The sequence below is a fragment of the Ruegeria sp. AD5 genome (assembly GCF_056542345.1).
This window is the reverse complement of sequence record NZ_JBQFZR010000005.1, coordinates 48,095-71,035: the sequence shown is the minus strand read 5'-3', so window position 1 is coordinate 71,035 and position 22,941 is coordinate 48,095. Positions and strand designations below refer to the sequence as shown.

Sequence of the window (22,941 nt, the reverse complement as noted above, 5' to 3'; positions counted from 1 at the left end):
ATTTTTGAGCTGCTTATTTTTTCAGCATCCAGGGGCGGCAGCACCCGAATATCAGGCGCGTTTCTCACCGATTGTAGCAACGCCAAGAACCGAGAGAACCTTTGCCTCGATCTGTTCTGCGTTCATTCCTGCGACGGCGTACATATCCGCCGGGCTCGCCTGATCGATGAAGATATCCGGCAGCACCATCGAGCGATACTTCAACCCTTCGTCAAACATGCCCTCATCCGCAAGCAATTGCGCAACATGGCTGCCAAAGCCGCCGATGGCCCCTTCCTCGATGGTGATCAGTGCCTCGTGATTGGCAGCCAGATCAAGGATCAGGTCCCGATCCAGCGGTTTGGCAAAGCGTGCATCGGCGATGGTGGGCTTGATCCCGCGCGCCGATAGCGCCTCTGCTGCTTTCTGCACCTCGGCCAGCCGCGTACCGAAAGACAGCAGCGCCACCCGGGCGCCTTTCTGGATCAACCGGCCCTTGCCGATCTCCAATACTTCTCCGCGCTCGGGCAGATCAACGCCCGCTCCTTCGCCGCGAGGATACCGGAAAGCGATCGGGCCATCGTCATGTGCCACCGCAGTGGCGACCATGTGCATCAATTCGGCCTCATCTGCAGCCGCCATGACAACCATACCCGGAAGGTTGGCCATGTAAGCAATATCAAACGACCCCGCATGGGTCGCACCGTCTGCCCCAACCAGACCCGCACGGTCGATGGCAAATCGCACCGGCAGGCGTTGGATCGCCACATCATGCACAACCTGATCATAGCCACGCTGCAGGAAGGTCGAATACATCGCACAGAATGGTTTCATGCCCCCGGCGGCCAGCGCAGCCGAGAAGGTCACGCCATGCTGTTCGGCAATCGCAACGTCGAAACAGCGCGACGGATAGCGCTCGGCAAACAGGTTCAGCCCGGTACCGTCCGGCATCGCGGCTGTAACCGCGACGATCTTGTCATCCCGCGCTGCTTCATCGACCAGTGTCTTGCCAAAGACCGAGGTATAGGAAGGCGCGTTCGAAGGCGCCTTTTTCTGCTCGCCCGTCACCACATCGAACTTGGCGGTCGCGTGACCCTTGTCGCGGGCCTGTTCGGCGGGGGCATACCCCTTGCCTTTCTTGGTCAACACATGGATCAGGATCGGTCCGCTTGCCTTCGCCTTGACCGCACGCAGAACCGGCAGCAACTGGTCCAGATCATGCCCGTCGATGGGGCCAAGATAGGAAAAGCCGAGCTCTTCAAATAGCGTCCCGCCCATGGCCATGCCCTTCAGCATATCCTTGGCGCGCTTTGCCCCTTCGCGGAAGGGTTCCGGCAGCAACGACACCGCACCTTTGGCAGCAGCTTTCAGATCGTGAAACGGTTCTTCGGCATAGATGCGCGATAGATAGTTCGATAGGGCACCCACCGGCGGTGCAATGCTCATCTCATTGTCATTGAGAATTACGATCAAGCGTTTCTTCAGGTGGCCTGCGTTGTTCATCGCCTCAAAGGCCATGCCGGCGGACATAGAGCCATCGCCGATCACAGCGATCGCATCGCCCAGCCCTTCAGGCGTAACGCCGCCCAGATCACGCGCGACAGCAAAGCCTAGCGCGGCACTGATCGAAGTACTGGAATGTGCAGCGCCGAATGGATCATAGGCGCTTTCACTGCGCTTGGTGAATCCGCTCAGGCCGTCTTTTGTGCGAAGGGTGCGAATTCGGTCCCGGCGTTCTGTCAGAATCTTGTGCGGATAACACTGGTGACCTACGTCCCAGATGATCTTGTCTCGTGGCGTGTCGAATACCGCGTGCAACGCCGTGGTCAGCTCGACGACACCCAGACCCGCGCCCAGATGCCCTCCGGTCACCGACACTGCCGAAATCGTCTCGGCCCGCAACTCATGTGCGACCTGATGCAACTGCGCATCTGAAAACTGCTTCAGATCCGCTGGGCGGCTCACAAGGTCCAACAAGGGCGTATTCGGGCGGTCAGACATTTGGCGTTCCTGGCTTAGCTGTCCCGGGCAATAACGAAGCGGGCAGCCTGCTTCAAGGTTTCTGCAGCGGAGCCATGTTCGTCCAGCGCAGCACAAGCCTGTTCCACAAGCTCAATTGCACGGGATCTGGCGGCGTCCAAACCCAGTAGCGAGACAAAGGTCGCCTTGCCCGCCTCAGCGTCTTTCTGCAGCCGCTTTCCGGCCTTTTCGGCATCTCCTTCGACATCCAAAATGTCATCCGCGATCTGAAAGGCAAGCCCAAGCGCCTGGGCATATTGGCGCAAGGGGGTGGGATCGGCCTGCGCCAATCGCGCACCCGTACAGGCGGACCATTCGATCAACGCACCGGTCTTGCCCGCTTGCAGATGTGTAATCTCATCCAGTGTCAGCGGCTCCGCCGCCGTCTCAGCGGCGATATCCAGCGCCTGACCCAGAACCATACCCTGTGCGCCGCTCGCTTTTGCGAGCGTTAGAGCCAGTTCAGCGCGTATTTCAGCGTTTCCAACCTCTGGTCGAGCGCAAAGCTCAAACGCAAGTGTCTGCAGCGCATCCCCGGCCAGAACGGCGGTGCCCTCATCCCATTTCACGTGCACCGTCGGGCGTCCACGCCTCAGGTCGTCATCATCCATGCAAGGCAGGTCGTCATGGACCAGAGAGTATGCATGCAGCGCTTCGATACCCGTCGCTGGCCAGATTGCCCGAGCTGTACCGACGCCAAGCAGCCGCGCGCTTTCCAGTACCAGAAACCCTCGCAGACGTTTGCCGCCTTGCGTGGCATAGGTCATCGCGCGGGTCACATCCAGTTCATCCAGCGCGCTCAGAACCAGATCGAAATGGCTCTGAATCAGCGCGGCATCCTGTGCCAGCTTTTCACGAAACATTTACTGACCTTCGACAGGCGTCGTCCCGGTTGGCTGGCCACCTGCGTCCAGAGTGATCGCGGCCACTTTTTCCTCGGCACGCTTCAGCTCATCCTCGCAGCGCTTCTTCAATGCGGCGCCACGTTCGTACAGCGCAATCGATTGATCCAGCGCCACATCACCACGTTCCAACTGGCCAACCACGGCCTCAAGCTCTTTCATCGCTTGTTCGAACGTCATCTGTTCAACTGGGGTATCGGTCATCGTGCTGCCTTTATCAGTTCTTCCACATGGGCGCGTGTCGCCTCGGCCAATGCGTTCAGATCATAACCGCCTTCCAGAGTCGAGACGATACGGCCATCACACACTTCATCGGCAATCTTGCACAGCTCCGCCGTGATCCAGGCGAAATCGCCCGTGGACCAATTGAGATTGGCCAACGGATCATCCTGATGCGCATCAAACCCAGCGGAGATAATGATCAGTTCCGGCCTGAACGCCCGCAGACGCGGAAAGGCTTGCGCCTCATAGGCTGCCCGCATCTCGGCCCCACCCGTGCCCGGAGCCAATGGTATGTTCAAAACAGTCTCATAAGCACCGGTCTCATCCGGGCGGCCCGAGCCGGGCCACAAGGGCATCTGCTGGCTGGTAATCACCAAAGCGCGTTTCTCATCCCACAGCAGGTCTTGCGTGCCGTTGCCATGATGCACGTCGAAATCCACCACTGCCACGCGGTTCAACCCGTGATGATCCAACGCGTGCTTTGCAGCCAGCGCGGCATTCCCAAACAGGCAGAACCCCATGGCCGTCTCGGTCTCGGCATGATGCCCCGGAGGCCGAATAGCGCAAAACGCGTTCGGCGCTTCGCCGGTCAGTACCAAATCAACGGCCCGCACCACCGCGCCCGCCGCACGATAGGCCGCATCAACAGATCCAGGTGACATGAACGTATCCCCATCAATCTGCTTGAACCCATCCGGGGGCCTATGGTCGAGAATATCGCTGATATGGTTCTGCGGATGCACCCTTAGCAGATCATCATCCGCCGCCAACGGCGCCGTCACACGCTGAAGATCCAGCCCCTCAAGCGCATGCAGGATATGCTCCAACCGCGCAACCCGTTCCGGATGTCCCTCAGGTGTCACATGGTGCAAACAATCTGCATGGGTCAATAGGGCGGTTTTCATCAGGATCCCATCTTCATCTGGCTAAAAATACCTTCGCCGAAGGCTTAAGATCGCCGCGCAGCGGCAAAATCAATCCGGTGCCAACATATACCCTGCACCCCGTACGGTCTGCAGATACCGGGGTTGCTTCGGATCTTGCTCAAGCTTCCGACGCAAGCGGGTGATCTGTACGTCCACAGCGCGCTCCTGTGCCTGACCTTTGTCACGCCCCAGATCTTCGACCAGCTTGGCCCGGCTGATCGGTTCGCCGGGTTGAGCCGAGAATATTTTCATCAACTGGCTTTCGGTCGCGGTTAGGCGCACCGGGTCTTCGCCCTGCCACATCTCACCGCGTTCGATATCATAGCGAATGGGCCCAAGATGTAGAATCTTCGCCGCCGTGTCCTGTGCAGGTGTCTCTGGCATCCGACGCAGAATGGCGTTGATCCTCAGCAGCAACTCTTTCGGCTCGAATGGCTTGGCCAGATAGTCATCCGCGCCCGCCTCAAGCCCGGCAATCCGATGCTCGGTCTCGCCCTTGGCCGTCAAAAGCAGGATCGGGGTGGAATGGGTGTCGCGCAGGGATCGGGTCAGGCTAACGCCGTCTTCGCCGGGCATCATCACATCCAGTACAATCAAGTCGAAATCGAGCCCCGACAAAACCCGCCGTGCGTGCGCTGCATCCCGCGCCGCGGTTACAAGAAAACCGCTGCGCATCAGGAATTTCTTGAGCAAATCACGAATACGCTCGTCATCGTCGACGATCAGAAGATGGGCGTCCATTTCGCTCATGAAGTCGTATCCCGCAGTTTCGTATATGCACGACGCATATCAGCATCCATCATCGCTTCAAGCACTTTGCGAAACCCGGCCACCGCTTCGGGGCCCGCATCTTTGTAGGCCGCACGCATCCGGGCGCGCTGGGCGTCAGATAGTTTGGCCTCGAGTGCCTTTCCTTTATCCGTCAGAAATAGGTGGCGTTCGCGTTTGTCCACTGTTCCGACCCGGCTTTCGACCAACCCATCTTCAATCAGGCTGCGCAAGACGCGATTCAGCGATTGCTTCGTGACACCCAATATGGCCAGCAGATTGTTCACCGTCGTTCCCGGCGCTCGGTTGATAAAGTGGATGGCCCGGTGATGCGCCCGGCCATAGGCCAATTCAGTCAGGATGCGATCAGGATCAGCGGTAAAACCTCGATAGGCAAAAAACATGGCCTCGATGCCCTGCCTCAGTTGTTCATCTGTCAGAAACAACAGGCTTTCTCCGCCAAAGACCGGGGCGGGACGGATGTCGGTCATGTTGGGCCTCATTCGCAATATAACCTGACTTTATGTCAGCCTTATTGACATTCCAAGAGCGCGCAGGTATCGAATCGCAGTTTTTGCGCAACATTGTGTCCGATATGGACTTAAGCGGCGCAACATTCGCAAATATCGACCGGTTCAGGAGGTTTCGCATGGCTGGATATGACGATCGCGACGGTGTCATCTGGATGGATGGCGAATTGGTGCCCTGGCGTGAGGCCAATGTGCACATCCTGTCCCACGCGATGCATTATGCGTCTTCGGTGTTCGAGGGTGAGCGCGCTTACAACGGCAAGATCTTCAAAAGCCGCGAGCATTCCGAACGCCTGATCGCGTCGGCAGAGGCGCTGGATATGCCGATGCCATACTCGGTCGATGAGATCGAGGCCGCCAAGGAGGAAGCGCTCAAAGCCAGTGGTCTTCAAGATGCGTATGTACGGGCGCTGGTCTGGCGTGGCTCGGGCGAGGATATGGGTGTGGCGTCCGCCAAGAATCCGGTTCGGATGGCCATCGCTGTTTGGCCTTGGGGTGCCTATTACGGTGACGCTAAGATGCAAGGCGCCAAGTTGGACATCGCCGAGTGGAAACGACCCAGTCCGGAAACCATTCCAGTCCATGCCAAGGCAGCAGGTCTTTACATGATCTGCACCATTTCCAAACACAAAGCTGAGGCCAAAGGCTGCTCGGATGCTTTGTTCATGGATTATAATGGCAACGTCGCCGAGGCGACGGGGGCAAATGTCTTCTTCGTTCAGGATGGCGAAGTGCACACCCCGCTGGCCGATTGCTTCCTCAACGGCATCACTCGTCAGACGGTGATCCAGATGCTGAAAGACAAGGGCATCACTGTTCATGAACGTCGGATCCGTCCCGAGGAGATGGCCGATTTCGAGCAATGCTGGCTGACTGGCACTGCAGCTGAGGTTACACCTGTCGGGCAGATCGGCGATTATACCTTCGAGGTCGGCGATCTGACCCGCGAAATCGCCGAAGATTACGAGAAATTGGTCCGCGCGTAAGTTAACACCGTATTGAACCCCCGCTCAGGCGGGGGTTTTGATTGCAGATCATGCAAATATGCATGCAGATCGTTCAAAGGTATGGACGCTGCCGAGCCAAGCCGTATCGTTGGCTCATGTTAGATCTTCTCAGCGATATCCTTACACGCCTGTCTCTGCGTGGCACATTTTATTTCCGCACATCCTTTACTCCGCCGTTTGGGATACAGGTGCCGGGCTTCGAGAATGTGGCCCGGTTTCACTTTGTGCAACGCGGTGAATTGAAGGTGCACCTGCCAACAACCGGCGAGACCTTGCGGTTGCGGCAGGGTGATCTGATTCTTATTCCCCACGGTGCGCCGCATGCGCTGCTATGTAATGAAGTCAAACCCTATGATGCCTTGCCCCTTGAGCAGGTGTTAGAGCTGACAGGCTACAAAGGGGATGGTGTCCTGGTCTATGGCGGTGAGGAAGACGAGCGCGATACGCAACTGATTTGCGGACATTTCTCATTCACCGGGCCAGCCGGGCGAAACGGAACCGGTCATATGCTGATCGACCGGTTGCCACCTTTCATACTGATCGAGAATTACGGTGAAGAAGCGGGTGCCTGGATCGAGGCGACATTGCGCATGATCGGATCTGAAGTGTCCGGTGCTCGTATCGGCGGTGACCTGATCGCGCTGAAACTGTCCGAAGTGCTGTTTGCGCAAGCGATCCGGGCATACCTTGAACATCAAAGTCCTCATGATGCCGCGCTTGCCGGATTTGCCGATCCGCGCATCTCGCGGGCGCTGACAGCATTTCACCAGTCTCCGGCGCAGGAGTGGAGCGTTGCGATGCTTGCGCGAGAAGCAGCAATGTCACGCACCGCATTTGCGCAGCTTTTCTCACAAAAGATGGGGACTACCCCGATGCAGTACCTGACGGACTGGCGGATGCAGATCGCGTGCCATGGGTTGACCGAAAATCGCTGGAACGTTGCGGATGCTGCAGCAGAAGTGGGATACGCGTCCGAGGCTGCGTTTTCACGCGTGTTCAAGAAGCAGGTCGGACTGTCGCCCGCCGCGTATCGTGCGATGCACTAATCGTACGAATTAATTGAACGATCTGCAATAAATGCAAAACGAACTGAGATGTTGCGTTCAATCGCGCGCCCCTAATCTTTGATCATCACTGATTGAAGAAAGGAAGTTCACATGTCCCTGCGTTTTGTCACCCGCTCTGTCCATGCCTATCTTGACTACCCGGTTGCGATTGCGCTGATGGTTTTGCCTTTTGTACTGGGGTTGGGCCAGTCCAACCCGCTGGCACTCTGGCTGTCCGTTGTGACCGGCATTGCAGCATTCTTACTGACCGTTCTGACAGATCATCACCTTGGGATTTGGCGGGTTGTGCCATACAAGTTTCACTTGGCTGTTGATCTGCTTGTCGGCGTCACCTTCCTTTTGGCACCCAGCCTGTTTGGGTTTTCTGGGCTTGATGCGTTGTTCTACTGGGTGAACGGGGCCGCAGTCGTTGTAGTGATCTCGCTCAGCGCGCCCGAACAGAGCGCTATTGCTTGAAGTGAGTCAGAACCGTAGCGATCAGCTGGGCCATGCGGGCATCCGGATGGCCCTTTTTTGTTTTAGACACTAATAAGGCCAAATTTGCCCAATGGGTCGCCCCTGTTGCATCAGATTTTCAGGCTTGAATTTTCCGACAAAAACCATCAGATATAACGCAACGCCAGATGACACCATCAAGCAACTGGTTCCGGGGCGATCTGTGGGCTCAGCAATAGCAGATGTGAAAGCCCGCCATCGCCCCGGGAACGACCAAAGGAGCCCGCGATTGCGTGATCGATTTGAAGAACTGATGGCCGATCCCTGCTGTGCATCGTGTGATTGCGACGCGCTAACCTCAGAAGTCGCGGCCTATCTCGATCACAAGACCTGCAACGCCGAGCGCTGCCGGGCGCTCGAAGAACGCTCAGCCGCAACGATGTACGCAGTCAGGCGCGATTCGATGCGCGCGCTGAATGAGGGCGGTGCGCGGGCCTAGAAATCCACACCACGTTGGGCTTTGATGCCGGCTTGGAACGGGTGTTTTTCTACGTTCATCTCGGTTACCAGATCCGCATAGTCCCTGAGGGCTTGCGGGGCATCCCGGCCAGTCAGGAACACGCTGGTTTTGTCTGATCGGGTCTGAAGCCCCTCAATAACAGTGTCTACTGAAAGGTATTCGTAGCGCAGGGCGATATTGATCTCGTCGAGAACAACCAGATCGTAGTCGCCGCTTTTCATCAGATCACAGGCCTTGTTGAAGGCCGAAGTCGCAGCCGCGATGTCGCGCTCGCGGTCTTGTGTATCCCAGGTAAACCCTTCGCCCATCGTGTGCCAGGTGACCAGATCGCGCCCCTCAAAGAACCTGCGCTCACCGGTTTTCCACTTGCCCTTGATGAACTGAACCACAGCCACTTTCTGGCCCCAGCCCAATGCCCGGATCACCACGCCAAACGCAGCCGAGGATTTTCCCTTGCCCTTACCTGTATTGATCAGCACCAGTCCCCGGCCGGGATCGACCGCTTCCGAGACTTTCTTGCGGTGCTTGGCTTGCACCTCTTGCATCTTTTCTTTGTGGTTCTGTGCGTCGCTCATCGGGAAACCTCATAGGTGTATCGCGACCCAACCTAGGGAAAGATTGCGAAAGGTAAAGTCAGGCTTTGGGATCCGTTGCTGATCGCGCTTTGGTCCGATCAAGGCCAAGTTGTCGTTCACGCAGGATCACCACGACGTTGCCTGCAATTACCAATGCCGCGCCGCCCAGCATCACAAGGGTTGGCAGCTCATCGAACCAGAAATAACCAATGACAATGGCGAACAGCATTGTGGTGTAGTCATAAGGTGCCAGCATTGACGCTTGTCCAAACTTGTAGGACGAGGTCACCAGAATCTGCGCCACTCCGCCGATCAGGCCGATTGTCACCAGCAATGCGGCTTGCTCCCATGTCGGGATAACCCAGCCCCAAAACACTGTGAGACCCGAAAGCAAGGTCGCTGTGAGAGAGAAATAGAACACGATTGCGGCGGGATGATCCACCTGTACCAGTTGTCGAATATGTATCTGCACAAAGGCACGGGCAACGGTTGCAGCCAGCACGCAAAGCGCACCTATTGTTGCGGCGGTTTCGGCAGTGCCTGAACCCAGCCGGGGCCAGATCATGATCAGAACGCCGACGAGGCCAAGCGCGACGGCCCCGATACGAATCATTCGTATCCGCTCGCCCAACATGATTGCAGCCAGAATCAGCGTGAAGATCGGGGTTGCATATCCGATGGCGGTTACCTCGGGCAGCGGCAACAGGCTAAGACCAGTAAAGGTCAGTCCCATGGCCGAGGTTCCCAGAACCCCGCGCCAGAAATGGCCCATCGGCTTCTTGACGACAAAGCCGTGCACCAGCTCTCCTCGCCAGACCAGCCAGGCGATGATAACCGGAATCGCGAAAAGCGAGCGGAAAAACACCATCTCTCCCGGCGGGAAATCATCTGACAAAGCCTTGACCAATGCAGACATCGTCGTGAACAGCACGAGCGCACTAAGCTTAAGCGCCACGGCCAATGCCGGACGATGCGATGTTAAGGATTTCGCCATGGTCGCGAACCTGCGCCTTTGAGGCGGAAAGATCAACTGGCCAAAGTTGACGTATCAGAGATTGGACCAGTCTAGTGGAAGCTGAGCTCCGATTTCCTCTGACAGGTCCTTTAGAAACCTCATCATCCGCGCGGCTCGGTCCTGCGCGATGGCCCTGCCTTTTTCGGTCAGCATATCATTGGGTAAGCGCAGCAGTTTTATTTGCCAGTGATCGATTGAAAAAATCAGGTCATTCGGCAAACGGTTTTCGGCAAACGGATCTGACGGGTCATAAAGGGTGCGTCCTAAGGCGCCCGATACTGAAAAGTTGCGGGCGATACCGATAGCACCCAACGCATCCAGACGATCGGCATCCCGTAATATTCGCGCTTCGGGTGTTTCGGGCGGGATGTTAGCCGAAAAGCTATGGGCGGCAATCGCGTGCTGCACGGCTCCAATTTCAGTGGTGGAATAGCCGAATTCTTCAAGAATAGGCTCTGATTCAGCGGCGGATCGCATCGAGGCCAGATGCCGATCCGGATCATCTTTTGACAGGTTGATCAGATCATGCAGATAACACGCCGCCAGCAAGACACGCGGGTTGGCTTCATCATCCGCAATCGCCTGCGCATTAACCCAAACCCGATCCAGGTGCGCCAGATCATGCGCCGGATCCGTCTGCATCCGTTGCCTGACGACAGCGCGCAGCGAAGCGCGCAGATCAGCCAATCCGTCCACGGTTCTCGCCGATTTGACCACGATGCAGGAGCAGGTGATCGAGGATCACGCAAGCCATCATTGCCTCACCTACCGGAACGGCGCGGATGCCGACGCAGGGGTCGTGGCGGCCTTTGGTAATGATCTTGGTCTCTTCGCCGGATTTGGTGATGGTCTTGCGGGTGGTCAGAATGGACGAGGTCGGCTTGACCGCAAAGCGCACCACAACATCCTGGCCGGTCGAAATGCCGCCCAGAATACCGCCTGCGTGGTTCGAGCTGTATTGAGGGCCGTCCTGTCCCATGAATATCTCGTCGGCGTTGGCCTCGCCAGTCAGTTCGGCGGCGTCCATGCCTTCACCGATTTCAACCCCTTTAACGGCGTTTATCGACATCATGGCTGCAGCCAGATCAGTGTCTAACTTGGCATAAACCGGCGCGCCGAGCCCCGCCGGAACGCCGCGCGCGACCACTTCGACCACTGCGCCGACCGAGTTGCCGGATTTGCGCAGTTCGTCCAGATAAGCGGCCCAATCTTCGGCTGCTTTGGCGTCGGGCGTCCAGAATGGATTCTGTTCGATCTGCGACCAGTCGAAATTGGCACGGTCGATCTTGTGCGGACCGATCTGGGTCATATAACCGGTGATTTGAACATTCGGAGCGATCTGTTGGATAGCCTCACGCGCGAGTCCTCCGGCCGCCACACGTGATGCCGTTTCCCTCGCCGAACTGCGCCCGCCGCCGCGATAGTCACGGATCCCATACTTCTGCCAGTATGTGATGTCGGCGTGTCCCGGACGAAACTTGTCCATGATGTCGCCGTAGTCTTTCGAGCGCTGATCGGTGTTCTCGATCATCAACTGCACCGGTGTGCCTGTGGTCTGGCCTTCGAAAACACCAGACAGGATTTTGACCTGATCGGGTTCGCGCCGCTGTGTGGTGAATTTGTTCTGACCTGGTTTGCGCTTGTCCAGCCAATGCTGAATCATGCCCTCATCGATTGTGACACCCGGAGGGCAGCCATCGATGGTCGCACCCAAAGCGGGCCCGTGGCTTTCACCCCAGGTGGTAACGCGGAAGAGGTGGCCAAAACTGTTCATCGACATGGGGCATGCTCCTTTGAGCGACGTGATTAGCGGGGAGTGCCTTGGTCCTCAAGTGGATTTGCATTTGCAGAGAAGCAAGCGCCGCCCTGTGGGCGGCGCGATTGGAATAAATCAGGCGGCTTGAGCCACCGTGGCGCGGGTTGCGGCGATCTTGAGCGCTGCATGAGCTGCCTCGCGCCCTTTCTCGATGAAATGCGCGCGATAGATGGCGTTGTGGTGATCCGTTTCCTGATACTGATGCGGTGTCAGCGAGACCGACAGGACCGGAACACCTGAATCGAGCCCGGCCCGCATCAAGCCATCGACAACCGTTTGTGCGACGAAGTCATGCCGGTAGATGCCGCCATCCACTACAAAGGCAGCGCAGGCTACGGCGGCGTAGCGCCCCGTTTGCGCCAGGTCACGGGCCAGCAGGGGCATCTCGAAAGCGCCCGGAACGTCGAAGACATCAACCTGATCAGCTGGAATTAGTTCGAGAAACCCATCCAGCGCGCGATCCACAATATCTGAATGCCAGTTGGCTTTGACAAAAGCATAGCGGGTGTGTGTCATCATGATCTCCTTTCGTAACAGACACGTCACCCAAGGCGATCACGAGCAGGCACACCGCATTACCGGCGCGCTGCACGTTCTCTTTCATCCGGACTGTAACCGTCGGCTCTGGCTTCTCACCAGATCTGCTGACACCCCGGAGACCGGGGCCGCTCGCGGGCTTACGGGTCATGCCCGCATACCGCCGGTGGGGAATTTCGCCCCGCCCTGAGAACGAGTGGGACCTTGCCAAGGAGACATCGCTTCTGCAAGAGAAATTGGCAGGAGGACGAATATGCATCCCAATCCCACCTTTCGCGCCGAGACGCGCGAGCGTCACATCGAGTTTGCACGTGACCGCGCCTTTGGTGTTCTGGCGGTGTCGACATCGGATGCACCGTTGTTAAGCCACGTTCCCTTTCTTCTGAACGAGGATGCTTCATCGGCTGACCTGCATCTGGTCCGGTCAAATCCGATTGTTAGGGCGCTGAAACAGCCGCAACCCGCGAAGATCGCTGTGTTGGGGCCGGATGGGTATATCTCGCCTGACTGGTACGAAGTCGATGATCAGGTGCCGACCTGGAACTATGTAGCGGTGCATCTGACTGGTGTGCTTGAGATGCGGCCAACGGACGAGCTGCGAAATTTGCTCGACCGGCAGGCGGCAGACTTTGAAAATCGCCTGCTGCCAAAGCCGCCATGGTTGGCGTCCAAGATGACACCAGACGCGCTGGATAGAATGATGCGCATGATCGTTCCCTGCCGACTCATGATCTCGGATATCGACGGCACTTGGAAGCTGAATCAGAATAAGCCCGATGAGGCGCGACATCGCGCGGCTGATCACGTGCACTCAGCAGGACTTGGCAGTGAGGTGGCGCGCTTGGCCTCGTTGATGCGCAAGGCCTGAGGCACGGGTTCTCGCCTTCCATTCATTGAGCGCTGAATGTGGCAAGATAAGCAGCGATGTCATCTGCGCCTTTTTTCAGCTTGACGCTCATGTTCGGGCGGGCGGTGTCATCATCCAGATATTCCTTGATGAACCCGATCGGATCCCGAGAATAGGCGGCGATGTTTTCCTCAGTCCACACAAGCCCTTCTTGCCCGGCGCGGATCATGTCGTCGGTGAACATCCCGATGGGCAAACGTTCACTTCCATAAAGATAATCATTCTCAGTTCCGGCGGTGCGGCCAACTACGCCAAAGAGATTCGGCCCGGTGATGCCGCCTTTGACCAGAACCTCGCCATTTTTGATGATCGCATGGCACGAAGAGCATCTGTTATAGAGCTGTTCGCCTTTCGCCGGATCGCCGGCTGCGATCGCCTGTACTGAAGTCAGAAACGAAACAAAAACTACGGTTGCTGCTATTTTGAGCATTGAACATCTCCGGCTGGGAATATTGCGCCTGTGGCCTTTCACGTATTCCCGTTTAGAGTGCAATCGAATTCTGGTAGATAATCACGTGTTTGAAATATCTATTTTATATTAATAATTTAAGAGAAATCGTATCGCGCTAAAATAGAAGAAATACAGTATTCCTAAGGTGGAGCTGCACGTGAAATCGGCGGCGTTCGCATAGGGTGAGGAGATTTCAATTTGGGGATCTACCAGCGCGGGTCGATGCCGAATCACGTCCTACCTGCCTGGCGCCAATTCGCCGCTCTGAGGATTAAAATCTACATTTGAGATTGAAATTTTGCCCTTTCACCGTGACATGAATGCTTAGATGCGGCGTATTGCGCGTTTAAGAGCGCTGGACGAACTCTATTCTCCCCGATAGATACCCCGTTTAAGACGCCGCACTTGTGCGGTGCGCGAGCTTTATGCCCGTTCGCGGGCGCCAGATAATCGGAGATAACCTCGTGTCCCAAGCTGAAGACCACGAAGGCACCCGCAGAGATTTCCTCTACTACGTCGCTGGCGGCGCAGGTGTCGTTGCCACCGGGGCTGCCGTTTGGCCCCTGGTAAATCAAATGAACCCATCGGCAGACGTCCAGGCGCTGTCCTCGATCCGTGTGGATGTAAGCGGGGTAGAGCCGGGTACGCAGCTGACTGCAAAGTGGTTGGGTAAGCCTGTTTTCATCCGTCACCGCACAGGTGCCGAGATTCAGGAAGCTCAGGAGCAGGACGCTGAAGGTGTCGACGCGCTGCCTGACCCGCTGGCTCGCAACTTCAATTTGAACGCCGACGCACCAGCGACCGACGCCAATCGCGTCATGCCTTCGCCCGAAGGCGAAGGAGAAGGGGCGTGGATCGTTCAGATGGGTGTTTGTACACACCTGGGTTGTGTGCCGCTTGGCGATGCTGGCGATTTTGGCGGTTGGTTTTGCCCCTGCCACGGCTCGCACTACGATCTTGCCGGTCGTATCCGCAAAGGCCCCGCGCCTGAAAACCTGCCCATTCCGCCCGTTGAATGGGTGGACGCCACCACCATCAAGCTCGGCTAAGGGAGACCTAACTTATGTCCGGAATTCCCCACGATCATTACGAGCCGAAGACAAATGGCGAGAAGTGGCTGAACAGCCGTCTGCCCATCGTCGGCCTGCTTTATGATACCCTGATGATCCCAACCCCCAAGAACCTGAACTGGTGGTGGATCTGGGGCATCGTCCTGGCATTCTGCCTGGCGTTGCAGATCGTCACCGGTATCGTTCTGGTGATGCACTACACCCCGCATGTTGATCTGGCCTTTGCCAGCATCGAACACATCATGCGCAACGTGAACGGCGGCTATATGCTGCGCTATCTGCACATGAACGGCGCATCGCTGTTCTTTGTAGCAGTCTACATCCACATCTTCCGCGGCCTGTTCTACGGCTCGTACAAAGCCCCGCGTGAGATTACGTGGATCATCGGGATGCTCATTTACCTGATGATGATGGGTACTGCGTTCATGGGCTACGTTCTGCCCTGGGGTCAGATGTCCTTCTGGGGTGCGACCGTGATCACCGGCCTGTTTGGTGCGATCCCGTTTGTTGGTGATGCGATCCAGACCTGGTTGCTGGGCGGACCTGCGGTGGACAACGCCACTCTGAACCGCTTTTTCTCGCTGCACTACCTTCTGCCGTTTGTTATCGCGGCGCTTGTGATCGTGCATATCTGGGCCTTCCACACCACAGGCAACAACAACCCGACAGGTGTTGAGGTTCGCCGTGGCTCGAAAGCAGAGGCAGAGAAAGACACGCTGCCGTTCTGGCCCTATTTCGTGATCAAGGACCTGTTCGCGCTGGCGGTCATTCTGGTCGTGTTCTGGGCCATCGTGGGCTACATGCCGAACTACTTGGGTCACCCGGATAACTACATCGAAGCCAACCCGCTGGTTACACCTGCGCACATCGTCCCTGAATGGTACTTCCTGCCATTCTACGCGATCCTGCGTGCGTTCACTGGCGAAGTCTGGGTCGTTCAGTTCGCCAGCTTCATCACCGGCGGCATCATCGACGCCAAGTTCTTTGGTGTGATTGCGATGTTTGGTGCGATCCTGGCCATGGCCCTAGCCCCTTGGCTGGACACCTCGACCGTGCGTTCGGGCAAGTATCGTCCGATGTTCAAATGGTGGTTCTACCTTTTGATCATCGACTTCTTTGCTTTGATGTGGCTGGGTGCGATGCCCGCGGAAGAGCCCTATGCGACCTTCTCGCTGATCGCTTCGGCTTACTGGTTCGCCTATTTCTTCGTGATCCTGCCGATCCTGGGTGTCATCGAAAAACCTGAGGCGCAGCCGGAAACCATCGAAGAAGACTTCAACGCGCATTATGGCAAGGCAAACGCCGACGCCACGCCGGCCGAGTAAGAAGAGGGACCGGAAACATGTTCAAGAAACTTGCAATCGGTGCCGCGTTCGCTTTGGCCCTTGCGCCCGCCTCGACTTTTGCGGCAGGTGGCGGTGAGCAGCACATCGAAGATTTCGACTTCTCGTTCGAGGGACCGTTTGGAACCTGGGATCAGAACCAGCTTCAGCGCGGCCTGCAGATCTATACCGAGGTCTGCGCAGCCTGCCATGGTCTGCAATATGTACCTCTTCGGACCCTTGAAGATTTGGGGTATTCGGAAGAGCAAGTCATCACCTACGCGGCCGACAACTTCGAGGTGTTCGATCCCGAGCTGGACGATTTCCGCCCGGCAATCCCGACCGACCACTTCCCGGCCAACAACGGTGTCGGCGCGCCTGACCTGAGCCTGATGGCGAAGGCCCGTGCCGGTTTCCATGGTCCTTACGGTCTGGGCATCAACCAGCTGGTCAAAGGCATGGGGGGCGCGGAATATATTGCCTCGCTTCTGGATGGTTATACCGGTGAAGAAAAGGAAGAAGCCGGTACTGTTCTCTATGAGAACAAAGCCTTCCCCGGTGGTTGGATTTCCATGGCTCCGCCGCTGGCAGAAGAACAGGTTGAATTTGCCGACGGACATCCTGCAACCGTTGAGGCAATGTCCGAAGACATAGCAGCCTTCTTGATGTGGAGCGCCGAGCCGAAAATGATGGAGCGCAAAAATGCCGGTTTCGTCGGTGTTCTGTTCCTGACAGTTCTGTCTGTTCTGCTGTACCTTGTGAACAAGCGCCTGTGGGCACCGATAAAGGGCAAGCGTCTGGACTAAGGTCGACGTATAACTAAAAACTAAACCCCCGCGCCATCACGGTGACGGGGGTTTTTTTGTTGCGATGGTGTGGAAGGGGCCAGCCCCTTCTTGGCCTGCGGCCAATTCATCCCCGAGGTATTTTTGGCCAGATGAAGAACGGATCACACTTTTAATTGAGCTTTGCTGTGCCCCCGTATCGTCGCGATTACGATCTCGCCTTCGGGTTGGGCGTTGCCGAAGGTTACTTCGGTAAATTGTTCGGTGCGGCCCATTGTGGGATTTTCCATCAGGATATTGTGGGTTTTGCCGATCTGTGCCGTCAGATGCTTGATGACCTGTGCATCGCCGGCTGCACGCAGGCGCGCGGCGCGTTCTTTGATGACATTGCCGTTGATCTGTTGCGGTATGCGGGCTGCCGGAGTGCCTTTGCGTTTGGAATAGGGGAATACATGCAGCCAGGTCAGGTTGCACTCGGTGACGAGCTTGAGGGAATTCTCGAAATGAGTCTCGGACTCGGTCGGGAAGCCAGCGATGATGTCCGCGCCAAAAGTCATGTCGGGTCGTAGTTTGATGGCGTCTTCAGTGAAACGAATCGCATCTTCGCGCAGGTGGCGGCGTTTCATGCGCTTCAGGATCAGATCGTCGCCATGCTGCAAGGACAGATGTAAATGGGGCATCAGGCGCGGCTCGGTCGCGATGGCATGCATCAGGTTCTCGTCGACTTCGATCGAGTCGATTGAGCTGATGCGCAGGCGAGACAGATCGGGCACCAGTTTAAGGATGCGCATCACCAGATCGCCCAGTTTCGGCTGAGCGGGCAGATCAGCGCCCCATGAGGTCAGATCGACCCCGGTCAGAACCACTTCGTTGTAACCCTTATCGACCAATCGCTTGATCTGGTCCACCACGACCCCCGCAGGAACGCTGCGAGAGTTACCCCGGCCATAAGGGATAATGCAAAAGGTGCAACGGTGATCGCAACCATTCTGAACCTGTACATAGGCGCGTGAACGGGTTCCGAAGCCATCAATCAGGTGGCCGGCAGTTTCCGTGACAGACATAATGTCGTCAACCTGAACCGCCTCGGTCTGACCGATGAAATCGGCGGCCATGCCTTTCCAAGTATCCGGTTGCATCTTTTCGGTATTGCCGATGACCGCGTCTACTTCGTCCATGGCAGCAAAGGTCTGCGGCTCGGTTTGCGCAGCACATCCCGTGACGATCAGGCGTGCCGAGGGGTTTTCGCGGCGCAGCTTGCGAATCTCCTGCCGCGCCTTACGGACGGCCTCGGCCGTAACCGCGCAAGTGTTCACGATCACGGCGTCCGTCAATCCCGCCTTCTGCGACAGCTCTTTCATCGCTTCGGTCTCATAGGCGTTCAGGCGGCAGCCCAGAGTGCTGAACTTAGGCGGGTTCATTCCAGTGACCTCAGGTATTCAGGCGTCAGCGTGCCCGAAAACACATGGGCTGTGGGCCCCGTCATCCAGACCCCATCCTCGCGCCAGTCGACCCAGATCGTGCCGCCGTCCAGATCCACTTGCACCTTACGCCCAGTGAGGCCTCGACGTGAGGCAGCAACAGCGGTGGCGCAAGATGATGACCCCGAGGCCAGAGTGATCCCCACTCCTCGCTCCCACACCCGCATGCGGATGTGGTCGGGGGCGACTATTTGTGCGACCTGAACATTGGTGCGTTCGGGATAGAGTGGATGGTATTCGTAACGCGCGCCGAACTCTTCCATCGGAATGGCCTCGGCGTTGTCGACAAAGAAAGTGCAGTGCGGGTTGCCCATGCCGGTCGCCGTTGGGCCACCTTCTATCGGCAGTTCCAGCGTGTCCATCTCTTCCGCCAGTGGAATCTCGTTCCAAAGAAGTTGGGGGTGCCCCATATTCACCGACGTCAGTCCATCGCCAGCGTCGCGGGCCTGCAGTGTGCCGCGTTCAGTTGTGAGCGTGAGTTCGGATTTGCCCGACTCGTCCATCAGAAACCGAGCGATACAGCGCGTGGCGTTGCCACACGCAGCCGAAGTCGACCCGTCGACATTGTAGAACACTAGATGCGCATCCGCTTCGCCGCGTTCGATCACCGCCAACTGATCGAATCCCACTCCGAACTGCCGGTGCCCGATTCCCCTGGCAAGGGCCGGGGTGACCGGCACGGCATGCGCGCGCGCATCGACAACGACAAAGTCGTTGCCCAACCCGTGCATCTTCATAAAGGCCAAACCGGTGTCGAGTATCTGTTGCATGGCGGGCATATAACGCCGGTCCGGACATGAATCCACCCTGTCGCGTAGATTCCTGAAAAAAGGGGTTGACCCCCCAGTTCCACCTGCCTAATTAGGCCGCCTATCGGGGCGCCGAACTCATACGAATGACGGCGAACTGAAGTACGAAATAAGGTCTTGAACCCGGTCGGGTATTTACCTTACAGAGTGCTGCGGATCGAAGAGATCCTAAAAAGAGTGGGCCGTTAGCTCAGTTGGTAGAGCAACTGACTTTTAATCAGTGGGTCGCAGGTTCGAATCCTGCACGGCTCACCACTTTTTTAAATGAAAACAAGTGCTTGCACGGTGTTGTGTGAGGTGCGCTTCGTGGTGCGCGGCTTGCTGGAAGCAATACGGAAGCATATTGACTTGAGATCTTTGTTGCCGACGCGCCACAGCTTGTCCAATTGTCTAAAATCAACTGGCATCTTTGCCTCAATGTGAAAACAGAACTCTTTGAGCAATCCTTTTCACCAATGGCTGCGGCAGCGACACACCTAGATCAAGCCAATGCACACTGTTGTAGAAACGGTGATAGTCGCTATCAACATATGCATCTAAAAGAGACATTAGAAGTACACAGAAAAGAGGATCACACCTTAGGATATTGTGCGCCTTTGAAGGAGATCATGAATTGGCTTTCGACTAGTTGGACCGAAAGCCATCCACGCGCGAAATCCCAGCGCGTCAACAGCTAAATCTTTGCAACGGAGCCCCATTCACTTGAAGCACTTATGAGCGTCAGCAGTCAAAAGTTTGCAACAAATCCCCCTAATACACAGTTTAAGTTCTGAACGAATTTAGGAAACTCTCAAAGTCGGGTTGCGATCTCAATGCTTCGGCCATTCTCCGATGCAGGTCCACCGATGTATCGTGCAGGTCGCGCAACGTTGCATCGCATTTAAGCTTATCCAGTTCTTCTCTGAATCTGCCCCCTATTCGCAATATCCTTTGATCCTTGACAGCAGATTCGTTTCGCGCTGACCAATAGCTTTCGTCAAAAAGACGATGAGGGCTGTTTACGTCACCCCTAGAACGTTTCACCAGAAAACTATCCAGAGAGCGAAGTGCATAGTGGTTTAGCGTTGCAAAGTCGTGCGCAATTGCAGAGGGAAGTCGTAGGCGTTTGCCTTTTTCAGCTCTTTTGAAGTGGTCAGGCACTTGTTGCCCGGATCCATTTACCCATCGAATTGTTTCAAGCGCTTTCTCAGCCACAAACGGGCGATGTGCACCGATACGACCTATCGGGAGATCTCCGCGAAACAAAGATTTGACAGGGCTTTCATCCTTTCCATTCCATGACGTGTAGTCGTTTCGAAAGATGAACTGTTCGGTAATAGGTTCATCCCTGAAGTCGTTGATGCCACCATTGGCAAACATAGCCATATTCACAGAAATAACATCTGCGTAATTTACTGCCTGAAGAAGTTCCGGAATTGTGCCATTCCCAACGTGGATATTCAGGAATTCGTCAAGATCAACTATTAGCTTCCAATCTGCGTTCTCGAACTCGGGATGATCTCGAATTTTTCGCAGCGCGACGATTTGGTGCTTTCCATTTTTGGCTGGGTTATCATACCGAGAGACAACACCCATTTCACTTAATCGGTCCAAAATTTCGTCGGTGCCATCACTACAATCGTTTGTATAAATTACAAAATCTGTGACGCCGATTGCCTTATAAAACGCAATCCACTCTAGTATGAAAGGACCTTCGTCCCGGGCACAGGTCCCAATCGCGATCTTGATTTTTTGACCTGAAACCTGAGATTGAGAAATCACTGGAGGCGCTGTTGCCCCAACTCGCCCAACAGCTACCGCTGAAAGTTCAGGATGCAACTTTTTCTGAAGTGTCATTCGTATGCTAACACGCGCATGCTTGACAACTTTGGGGGTTTTTTCGCCAATAACGTCGGGGTCAAATTTCCTCAAAAGAGAAAAGAGCTCGCCCAAGAATGAGAGCCTTACTTCATCCCATCCCTCTGCGCGTGCCTTGGAGACAATGCAATCAAACTTTGGATCAAGTTGACCTATCGCGTTCATACCATCATCAAATTGCAGTCGATTAGATATGATACGCCGGAACTCGGACTGGATATCCTGAATTGTTGCTGGATTGATCGAGGATAGCTCTGTTGGCTTCAGGCTTTGCAGCTCCTTCAATAGCTCGCCCAACAGTGTTAGATGAGTTTTCCAAAGACCTTGAGCATTGGCTTCGCGCATGATCTGCAATGCGTCTTCGTTCAATGACACGTTATCCGAAGCGGCAAAGGACAACTGCGACAATACAGTCTCTGGGACTTGGCAGTGTCGAAAAAGGGCCGTTCCCAATCCAGTCGCCTCGCCAACATCTGTTTTCATATCGACGAAAGTCACATTTGAAGGGGCAACGCACTCTTCCACGGTTTTCCTTATGGAGTCCCAGTCTAGTGCGAATGGCAGATTCCTTCTGTATTCATCAAAAGTAATTGTGTACCCGCGCATCAAAACGCTTTGTCGATAAGTGCTGAATAACCAACTTTCTGGTTCCCGGGTGTAAAACACACATTCTAGCTCGTGGTCTGAAAATGCTTTCGCAAAAAGCGGAAGTATCTGTTCCATCCACGACACCAAATTTCCAGACTCCGAATAGATATCGTTGCCAAACAGGATTTCGCTAGACATCAGGACAACAGGTTGCTGTATCGAAGCAGTGTCGCTAGCCAGTTCCTGTAGCGCCTCGAGAAGCTTTTCGCGCCCTCTTGAGGATGGATTTCGAATCGCTTGCTGGGCAAATTTCTTTAGGTCTTTTAGGTCGCGTTTTCCCAAATAGTGAAAGTATGGCGACAAATGGTCAATATTGTCCAGAATTCGGTTCTGAACCGCTGTGGAACCTGTTTTTTGAAAGCCTGCGTGGAAAACGATCTTTTTCAAAACCCACCTATCGCCCATTTTCTGCCTCATCGTGCCCGTCCGGTTGAAAGGCGTCTATAGAACTTTTGCGGTTACGGCGACTTCAATCATGTAACCTTCGTCAAGGTCTACCCCCACAAATGCCCGTTCTAGATTGCCTTCGATACTATTCTTCCGAATGTCTGGCATTGGTTCGCAACGTCCAAATGACGTCTATGAAGCCGAACAAACCGGCAAGCAGGGTCTGAAGCGTTCGATGAAGTCGAGTATTTCGGGGTTAATCAAAGGTTTGCCCTTTCTAGTTTGCAAGTAGGAAGATGTAATGAGGCGATCACCTAAACAAGGGTTTAATCAAGAGTATTTCGAGGTACTGCGCATCGAAGAATTGCTTCATGGAATAACAGGTAGAGACACTGCTTCCCAAATGGACGCGTCAGAAAAAGTTGGGTGCTGGTCAGTGCCTCACGCAATGAACCGATATCTGTTCCTGGCTTCATGCAGTTTGTTTGCGGCGCGCTCAGGGTCCGCTCTTATGTTCTCTGCGAGCCTGCTTCCAACCCTATCCATGAAATCACACAGCTCAATTTCCCGAGTATCTTCCAACGCGGTCAGCGTGATCCCAAGGCCCGCAATTTGCGCTGATATCAACCTTTTTTGCTCAACTTGATTTACGTGCTTGATGCTGGTTGCGTCGACGTGGCTACGCATTTCCAGCAAATCATCGTCTGACGATTCAGAAACCAAGTCCCAGATTTCATGGTTAGACCAGCGCGCGCGGTTTCCGTCGTCCGGATCAGGCTCGCAGTAACGAATCTTCTTTAGCGCCTCGGAAATTACATCACCGAACATAGCATCGAACTGGGGCCATGTTCTGATCTGCCAACGATCCTTGAGCAAGTCCTTCCCGGCACGTACTTCAACGCGCCA

At 55.7% G+C, this 22,941-nt stretch carries 24 protein-coding genes, 1 tRNA gene and 1 riboswitch; of the genes, 9 read left to right on the top strand and 16 right to left on the bottom strand.

Features of this window, described 5'->3' with window-relative positions; genetic code table 11:
* Nucleotides 1-51 precede the first annotated feature (51 nt).
* The 6 genes from dxs to ACR0JG_RS18830 all read right to left on the bottom strand — a co-directional run bounded on the left by dxs (nucleotide 52) and on the right by ACR0JG_RS18830 (nucleotide 5,307).
* Entirely contained in the window at nucleotides 52-1,980 is a 1,929-nt protein-coding gene (gene dxs / locus ACR0JG_RS18855) for a 1-deoxy-D-xylulose-5-phosphate synthase (protein WP_170595077.1), read from the bottom strand.
* A gap of 14 nt (nucleotides 1,981-1,994) precedes the next feature.
* Nucleotides 1,995-2,861: a polyprenyl synthetase family protein gene (locus ACR0JG_RS18850; protein WP_480571876.1), complete on the bottom strand. Its 867-nt coding sequence runs from the start codon at nucleotides 2,859-2,861 to the stop codon at nucleotides 1,995-1,997.
* The gene (locus tag ACR0JG_RS18845; RefSeq protein WP_170613140.1) at nucleotides 2,862-3,104 is read right to left on the bottom strand and encodes an exodeoxyribonuclease VII small subunit; all 243 of its coding nucleotides are present in this window, start codon (nucleotides 3,102-3,104) and stop codon (nucleotides 2,862-2,864) included.
* Nucleotides 3,101-4,027, bottom strand: a complete 927-nt coding sequence (locus ACR0JG_RS18840) for a histone deacetylase family protein (protein ID WP_480571873.1) — start codon at nucleotides 4,025-4,027, stop codon at nucleotides 3,101-3,103. The genes ACR0JG_RS18845 and ACR0JG_RS18840 overlap by 4 nt, the downstream gene beginning before the upstream one ends.
* A 69-nt stretch (nucleotides 4,028-4,096) precedes the next feature.
* Complete coding sequence (locus ACR0JG_RS18835; RefSeq protein WP_170513633.1) at nucleotides 4,097-4,798, bottom strand: response regulator; 702 nt, start codon at nucleotides 4,796-4,798, stop codon at nucleotides 4,097-4,099.
* Nucleotides 4,795-5,307, bottom strand: a complete 513-nt coding sequence (locus tag ACR0JG_RS18830; RefSeq protein WP_170398209.1) for a MarR family winged helix-turn-helix transcriptional regulator — start codon at nucleotides 5,305-5,307, stop codon at nucleotides 4,795-4,797. Before ACR0JG_RS18830 ends, ACR0JG_RS18835 begins: the two co-directional genes overlap by 4 nt.
* A gap of 158 nt (nucleotides 5,308-5,465) precedes the next feature.
* On the opposite strand from ACR0JG_RS18830, the gene ACR0JG_RS18825 reads away from it, so the two are divergent.
* From ACR0JG_RS18825 to ACR0JG_RS18810, 4 genes are all read left to right on the top strand, one after another.
* Nucleotides 5,466-6,332 carry a branched-chain amino acid aminotransferase gene (locus ACR0JG_RS18825; protein WP_170566675.1) on the top strand — a complete coding sequence of 289 codons (867 nt, stop codon included), beginning with the start codon at nucleotides 5,466-5,468 and terminating at the stop codon, nucleotides 6,330-6,332.
* 116 nt (nucleotides 6,333-6,448) lie between these two features.
* Nucleotides 6,449-7,399, top strand: coding sequence for an AraC family transcriptional regulator (locus ACR0JG_RS18820; protein WP_480571870.1), 951 nt, complete (start codon nucleotides 6,449-6,451; stop codon nucleotides 7,397-7,399).
* 111 nt (nucleotides 7,400-7,510) lie between these two features.
* Nucleotides 7,511-7,876, top strand: a complete 366-nt coding sequence (locus ACR0JG_RS18815; RefSeq protein ID WP_480571868.1) for an SPW repeat domain-containing protein — start codon at nucleotides 7,511-7,513, stop codon at nucleotides 7,874-7,876.
* A gap of 268 nt (nucleotides 7,877-8,144) precedes the next feature.
* The gene (locus tag ACR0JG_RS18810; protein ID WP_170398221.1) at nucleotides 8,145-8,354 is read left to right on the top strand and encodes a hypothetical protein; all 210 of its coding nucleotides are present in this window, start codon (nucleotides 8,145-8,147) and stop codon (nucleotides 8,352-8,354) included.
* On the opposite strand, the gene cobO is transcribed toward ACR0JG_RS18810, so the two are convergent.
* From cobO to ACR0JG_RS18785, 5 genes are all read right to left on the bottom strand, one after another.
* Nucleotides 8,351-8,950, bottom strand: a complete 600-nt coding sequence (cobO, locus tag ACR0JG_RS18805) for a cob(I)yrinic acid a,c-diamide adenosyltransferase (RefSeq protein ID WP_480571865.1) — start codon at nucleotides 8,948-8,950, stop codon at nucleotides 8,351-8,353. The genes ACR0JG_RS18810 and cobO overlap by 4 nt on opposite strands.
* A gap of 58 nt (nucleotides 8,951-9,008) precedes the next feature.
* Nucleotides 9,009-9,944: a DMT family transporter gene (locus tag ACR0JG_RS18800; protein WP_170398226.1), complete on the bottom strand. Its 936-nt coding sequence runs from the start codon at nucleotides 9,942-9,944 to the stop codon at nucleotides 9,009-9,011.
* A gap of 54 nt (nucleotides 9,945-9,998) precedes the next feature.
* A complete protein-coding gene (locus ACR0JG_RS18795; RefSeq protein WP_480571862.1) occupies nucleotides 9,999-10,661 on the bottom strand; it encodes an HD domain-containing protein in 663 nt (220 codons plus the stop codon).
* A complete protein-coding gene (gene aroC, locus ACR0JG_RS18790; protein ID WP_480571859.1) occupies nucleotides 10,645-11,745 on the bottom strand; it encodes a chorismate synthase in 1,101 nt (366 codons plus the stop codon). Before aroC ends, ACR0JG_RS18795 begins: the two co-directional genes overlap by 17 nt.
* Before the next feature lie 111 nt (nucleotides 11,746-11,856).
* A complete protein-coding gene (locus ACR0JG_RS18785) occupies nucleotides 11,857-12,297 on the bottom strand; it encodes a 6,7-dimethyl-8-ribityllumazine synthase (RefSeq protein ID WP_480571856.1) in 441 nt (146 codons plus the stop codon).
* A 72-nt stretch (nucleotides 12,298-12,369) separates the two neighbouring features.
* A riboswitch (FMN riboswitch) is annotated at nucleotides 12,370-12,516 on the bottom strand.
* A gap of 55 nt (nucleotides 12,517-12,571) precedes the next feature.
* Here ACR0JG_RS18785 and ACR0JG_RS18780 point away from each other — a divergent pair.
* A complete protein-coding gene (locus ACR0JG_RS18780; protein WP_170513657.1) occupies nucleotides 12,572-13,186 on the top strand; it encodes an FMN-binding negative transcriptional regulator in 615 nt (204 codons plus the stop codon).
* A 22-nt stretch (nucleotides 13,187-13,208) separates the two neighbouring features.
* On the opposite strand, the gene ACR0JG_RS18775 is transcribed toward ACR0JG_RS18780, so the two are convergent.
* A complete protein-coding gene (locus ACR0JG_RS18775; protein WP_170425585.1) occupies nucleotides 13,209-13,655 on the bottom strand; it encodes a c-type cytochrome in 447 nt (148 codons plus the stop codon).
* Nucleotides 13,656-14,140: 485 nt separating this feature from the next.
* On the opposite strand from ACR0JG_RS18775, the gene petA reads away from it, so the two are divergent.
* The 3 genes from petA to ACR0JG_RS18760 are packed head-to-tail and all read left to right on the top strand — an operon-like array spanning nucleotide 14,141 to nucleotide 16,874.
* Nucleotides 14,141-14,725: a ubiquinol-cytochrome c reductase iron-sulfur subunit gene (petA, locus tag ACR0JG_RS18770; RefSeq protein WP_170398293.1), complete on the top strand. Its 585-nt coding sequence runs from the start codon at nucleotides 14,141-14,143 to the stop codon at nucleotides 14,723-14,725.
* Nucleotides 14,726-14,739: 14 nt separating this feature from the next.
* The gene (petB, locus tag ACR0JG_RS18765; protein WP_170398296.1) at nucleotides 14,740-16,071 is read left to right on the top strand and encodes a cytochrome b; all 1,332 of its coding nucleotides are present in this window, start codon (nucleotides 14,740-14,742) and stop codon (nucleotides 16,069-16,071) included.
* Between the two features lie 17 nt (nucleotides 16,072-16,088).
* A complete protein-coding gene (locus ACR0JG_RS18760) occupies nucleotides 16,089-16,874 on the top strand; it encodes a cytochrome c1 (protein ID WP_480571853.1) in 786 nt (261 codons plus the stop codon).
* 143 nt (nucleotides 16,875-17,017) lie between these two features.
* On the opposite strand, the gene mtaB is transcribed toward ACR0JG_RS18760, so the two are convergent.
* Together mtaB and dapF are read right to left on the bottom strand one after the other, a co-directional pair.
* Nucleotides 17,018-18,274: a tRNA (N(6)-L-threonylcarbamoyladenosine(37)-C(2))-methylthiotransferase MtaB gene (mtaB, locus tag ACR0JG_RS18755; RefSeq protein ID WP_480571850.1), complete on the bottom strand. Its 1,257-nt coding sequence runs from the start codon at nucleotides 18,272-18,274 to the stop codon at nucleotides 17,018-17,020.
* Entirely contained in the window at nucleotides 18,271-19,113 is an 843-nt protein-coding gene (gene dapF / locus ACR0JG_RS18750) for a diaminopimelate epimerase (protein ID WP_480571848.1), read from the bottom strand. Before dapF ends, mtaB begins: the two co-directional genes overlap by 4 nt.
* Nucleotides 19,114-19,322: 209 nt before the next feature.
* On the opposite strand from dapF, the gene ACR0JG_RS18745 reads away from it, so the two are divergent.
* A tRNA-Lys gene (locus ACR0JG_RS18745) sits at nucleotides 19,323-19,398 on the top strand.
* Nucleotides 19,399-19,905: 507 nt separating this feature from the next.
* Here ACR0JG_RS18745 and ACR0JG_RS18740 read toward each other — a convergent pair.
* Entirely contained in the window at nucleotides 19,906-22,065 is a 2,160-nt protein-coding gene (locus ACR0JG_RS18740) for a glycosyltransferase family 2 protein (RefSeq protein WP_480571845.1), read from the bottom strand.
* A gap of 411 nt (nucleotides 22,066-22,476) precedes the next feature.
* On the bottom strand, nucleotides 22,477-22,911 hold the full coding sequence (locus ACR0JG_RS18735) for a hypothetical protein (protein ID WP_480571842.1): 435 nt from the start codon (nucleotides 22,909-22,911) through the stop codon (nucleotides 22,477-22,479).
* Nucleotides 22,912-22,941 lie beyond the last annotated feature (30 nt).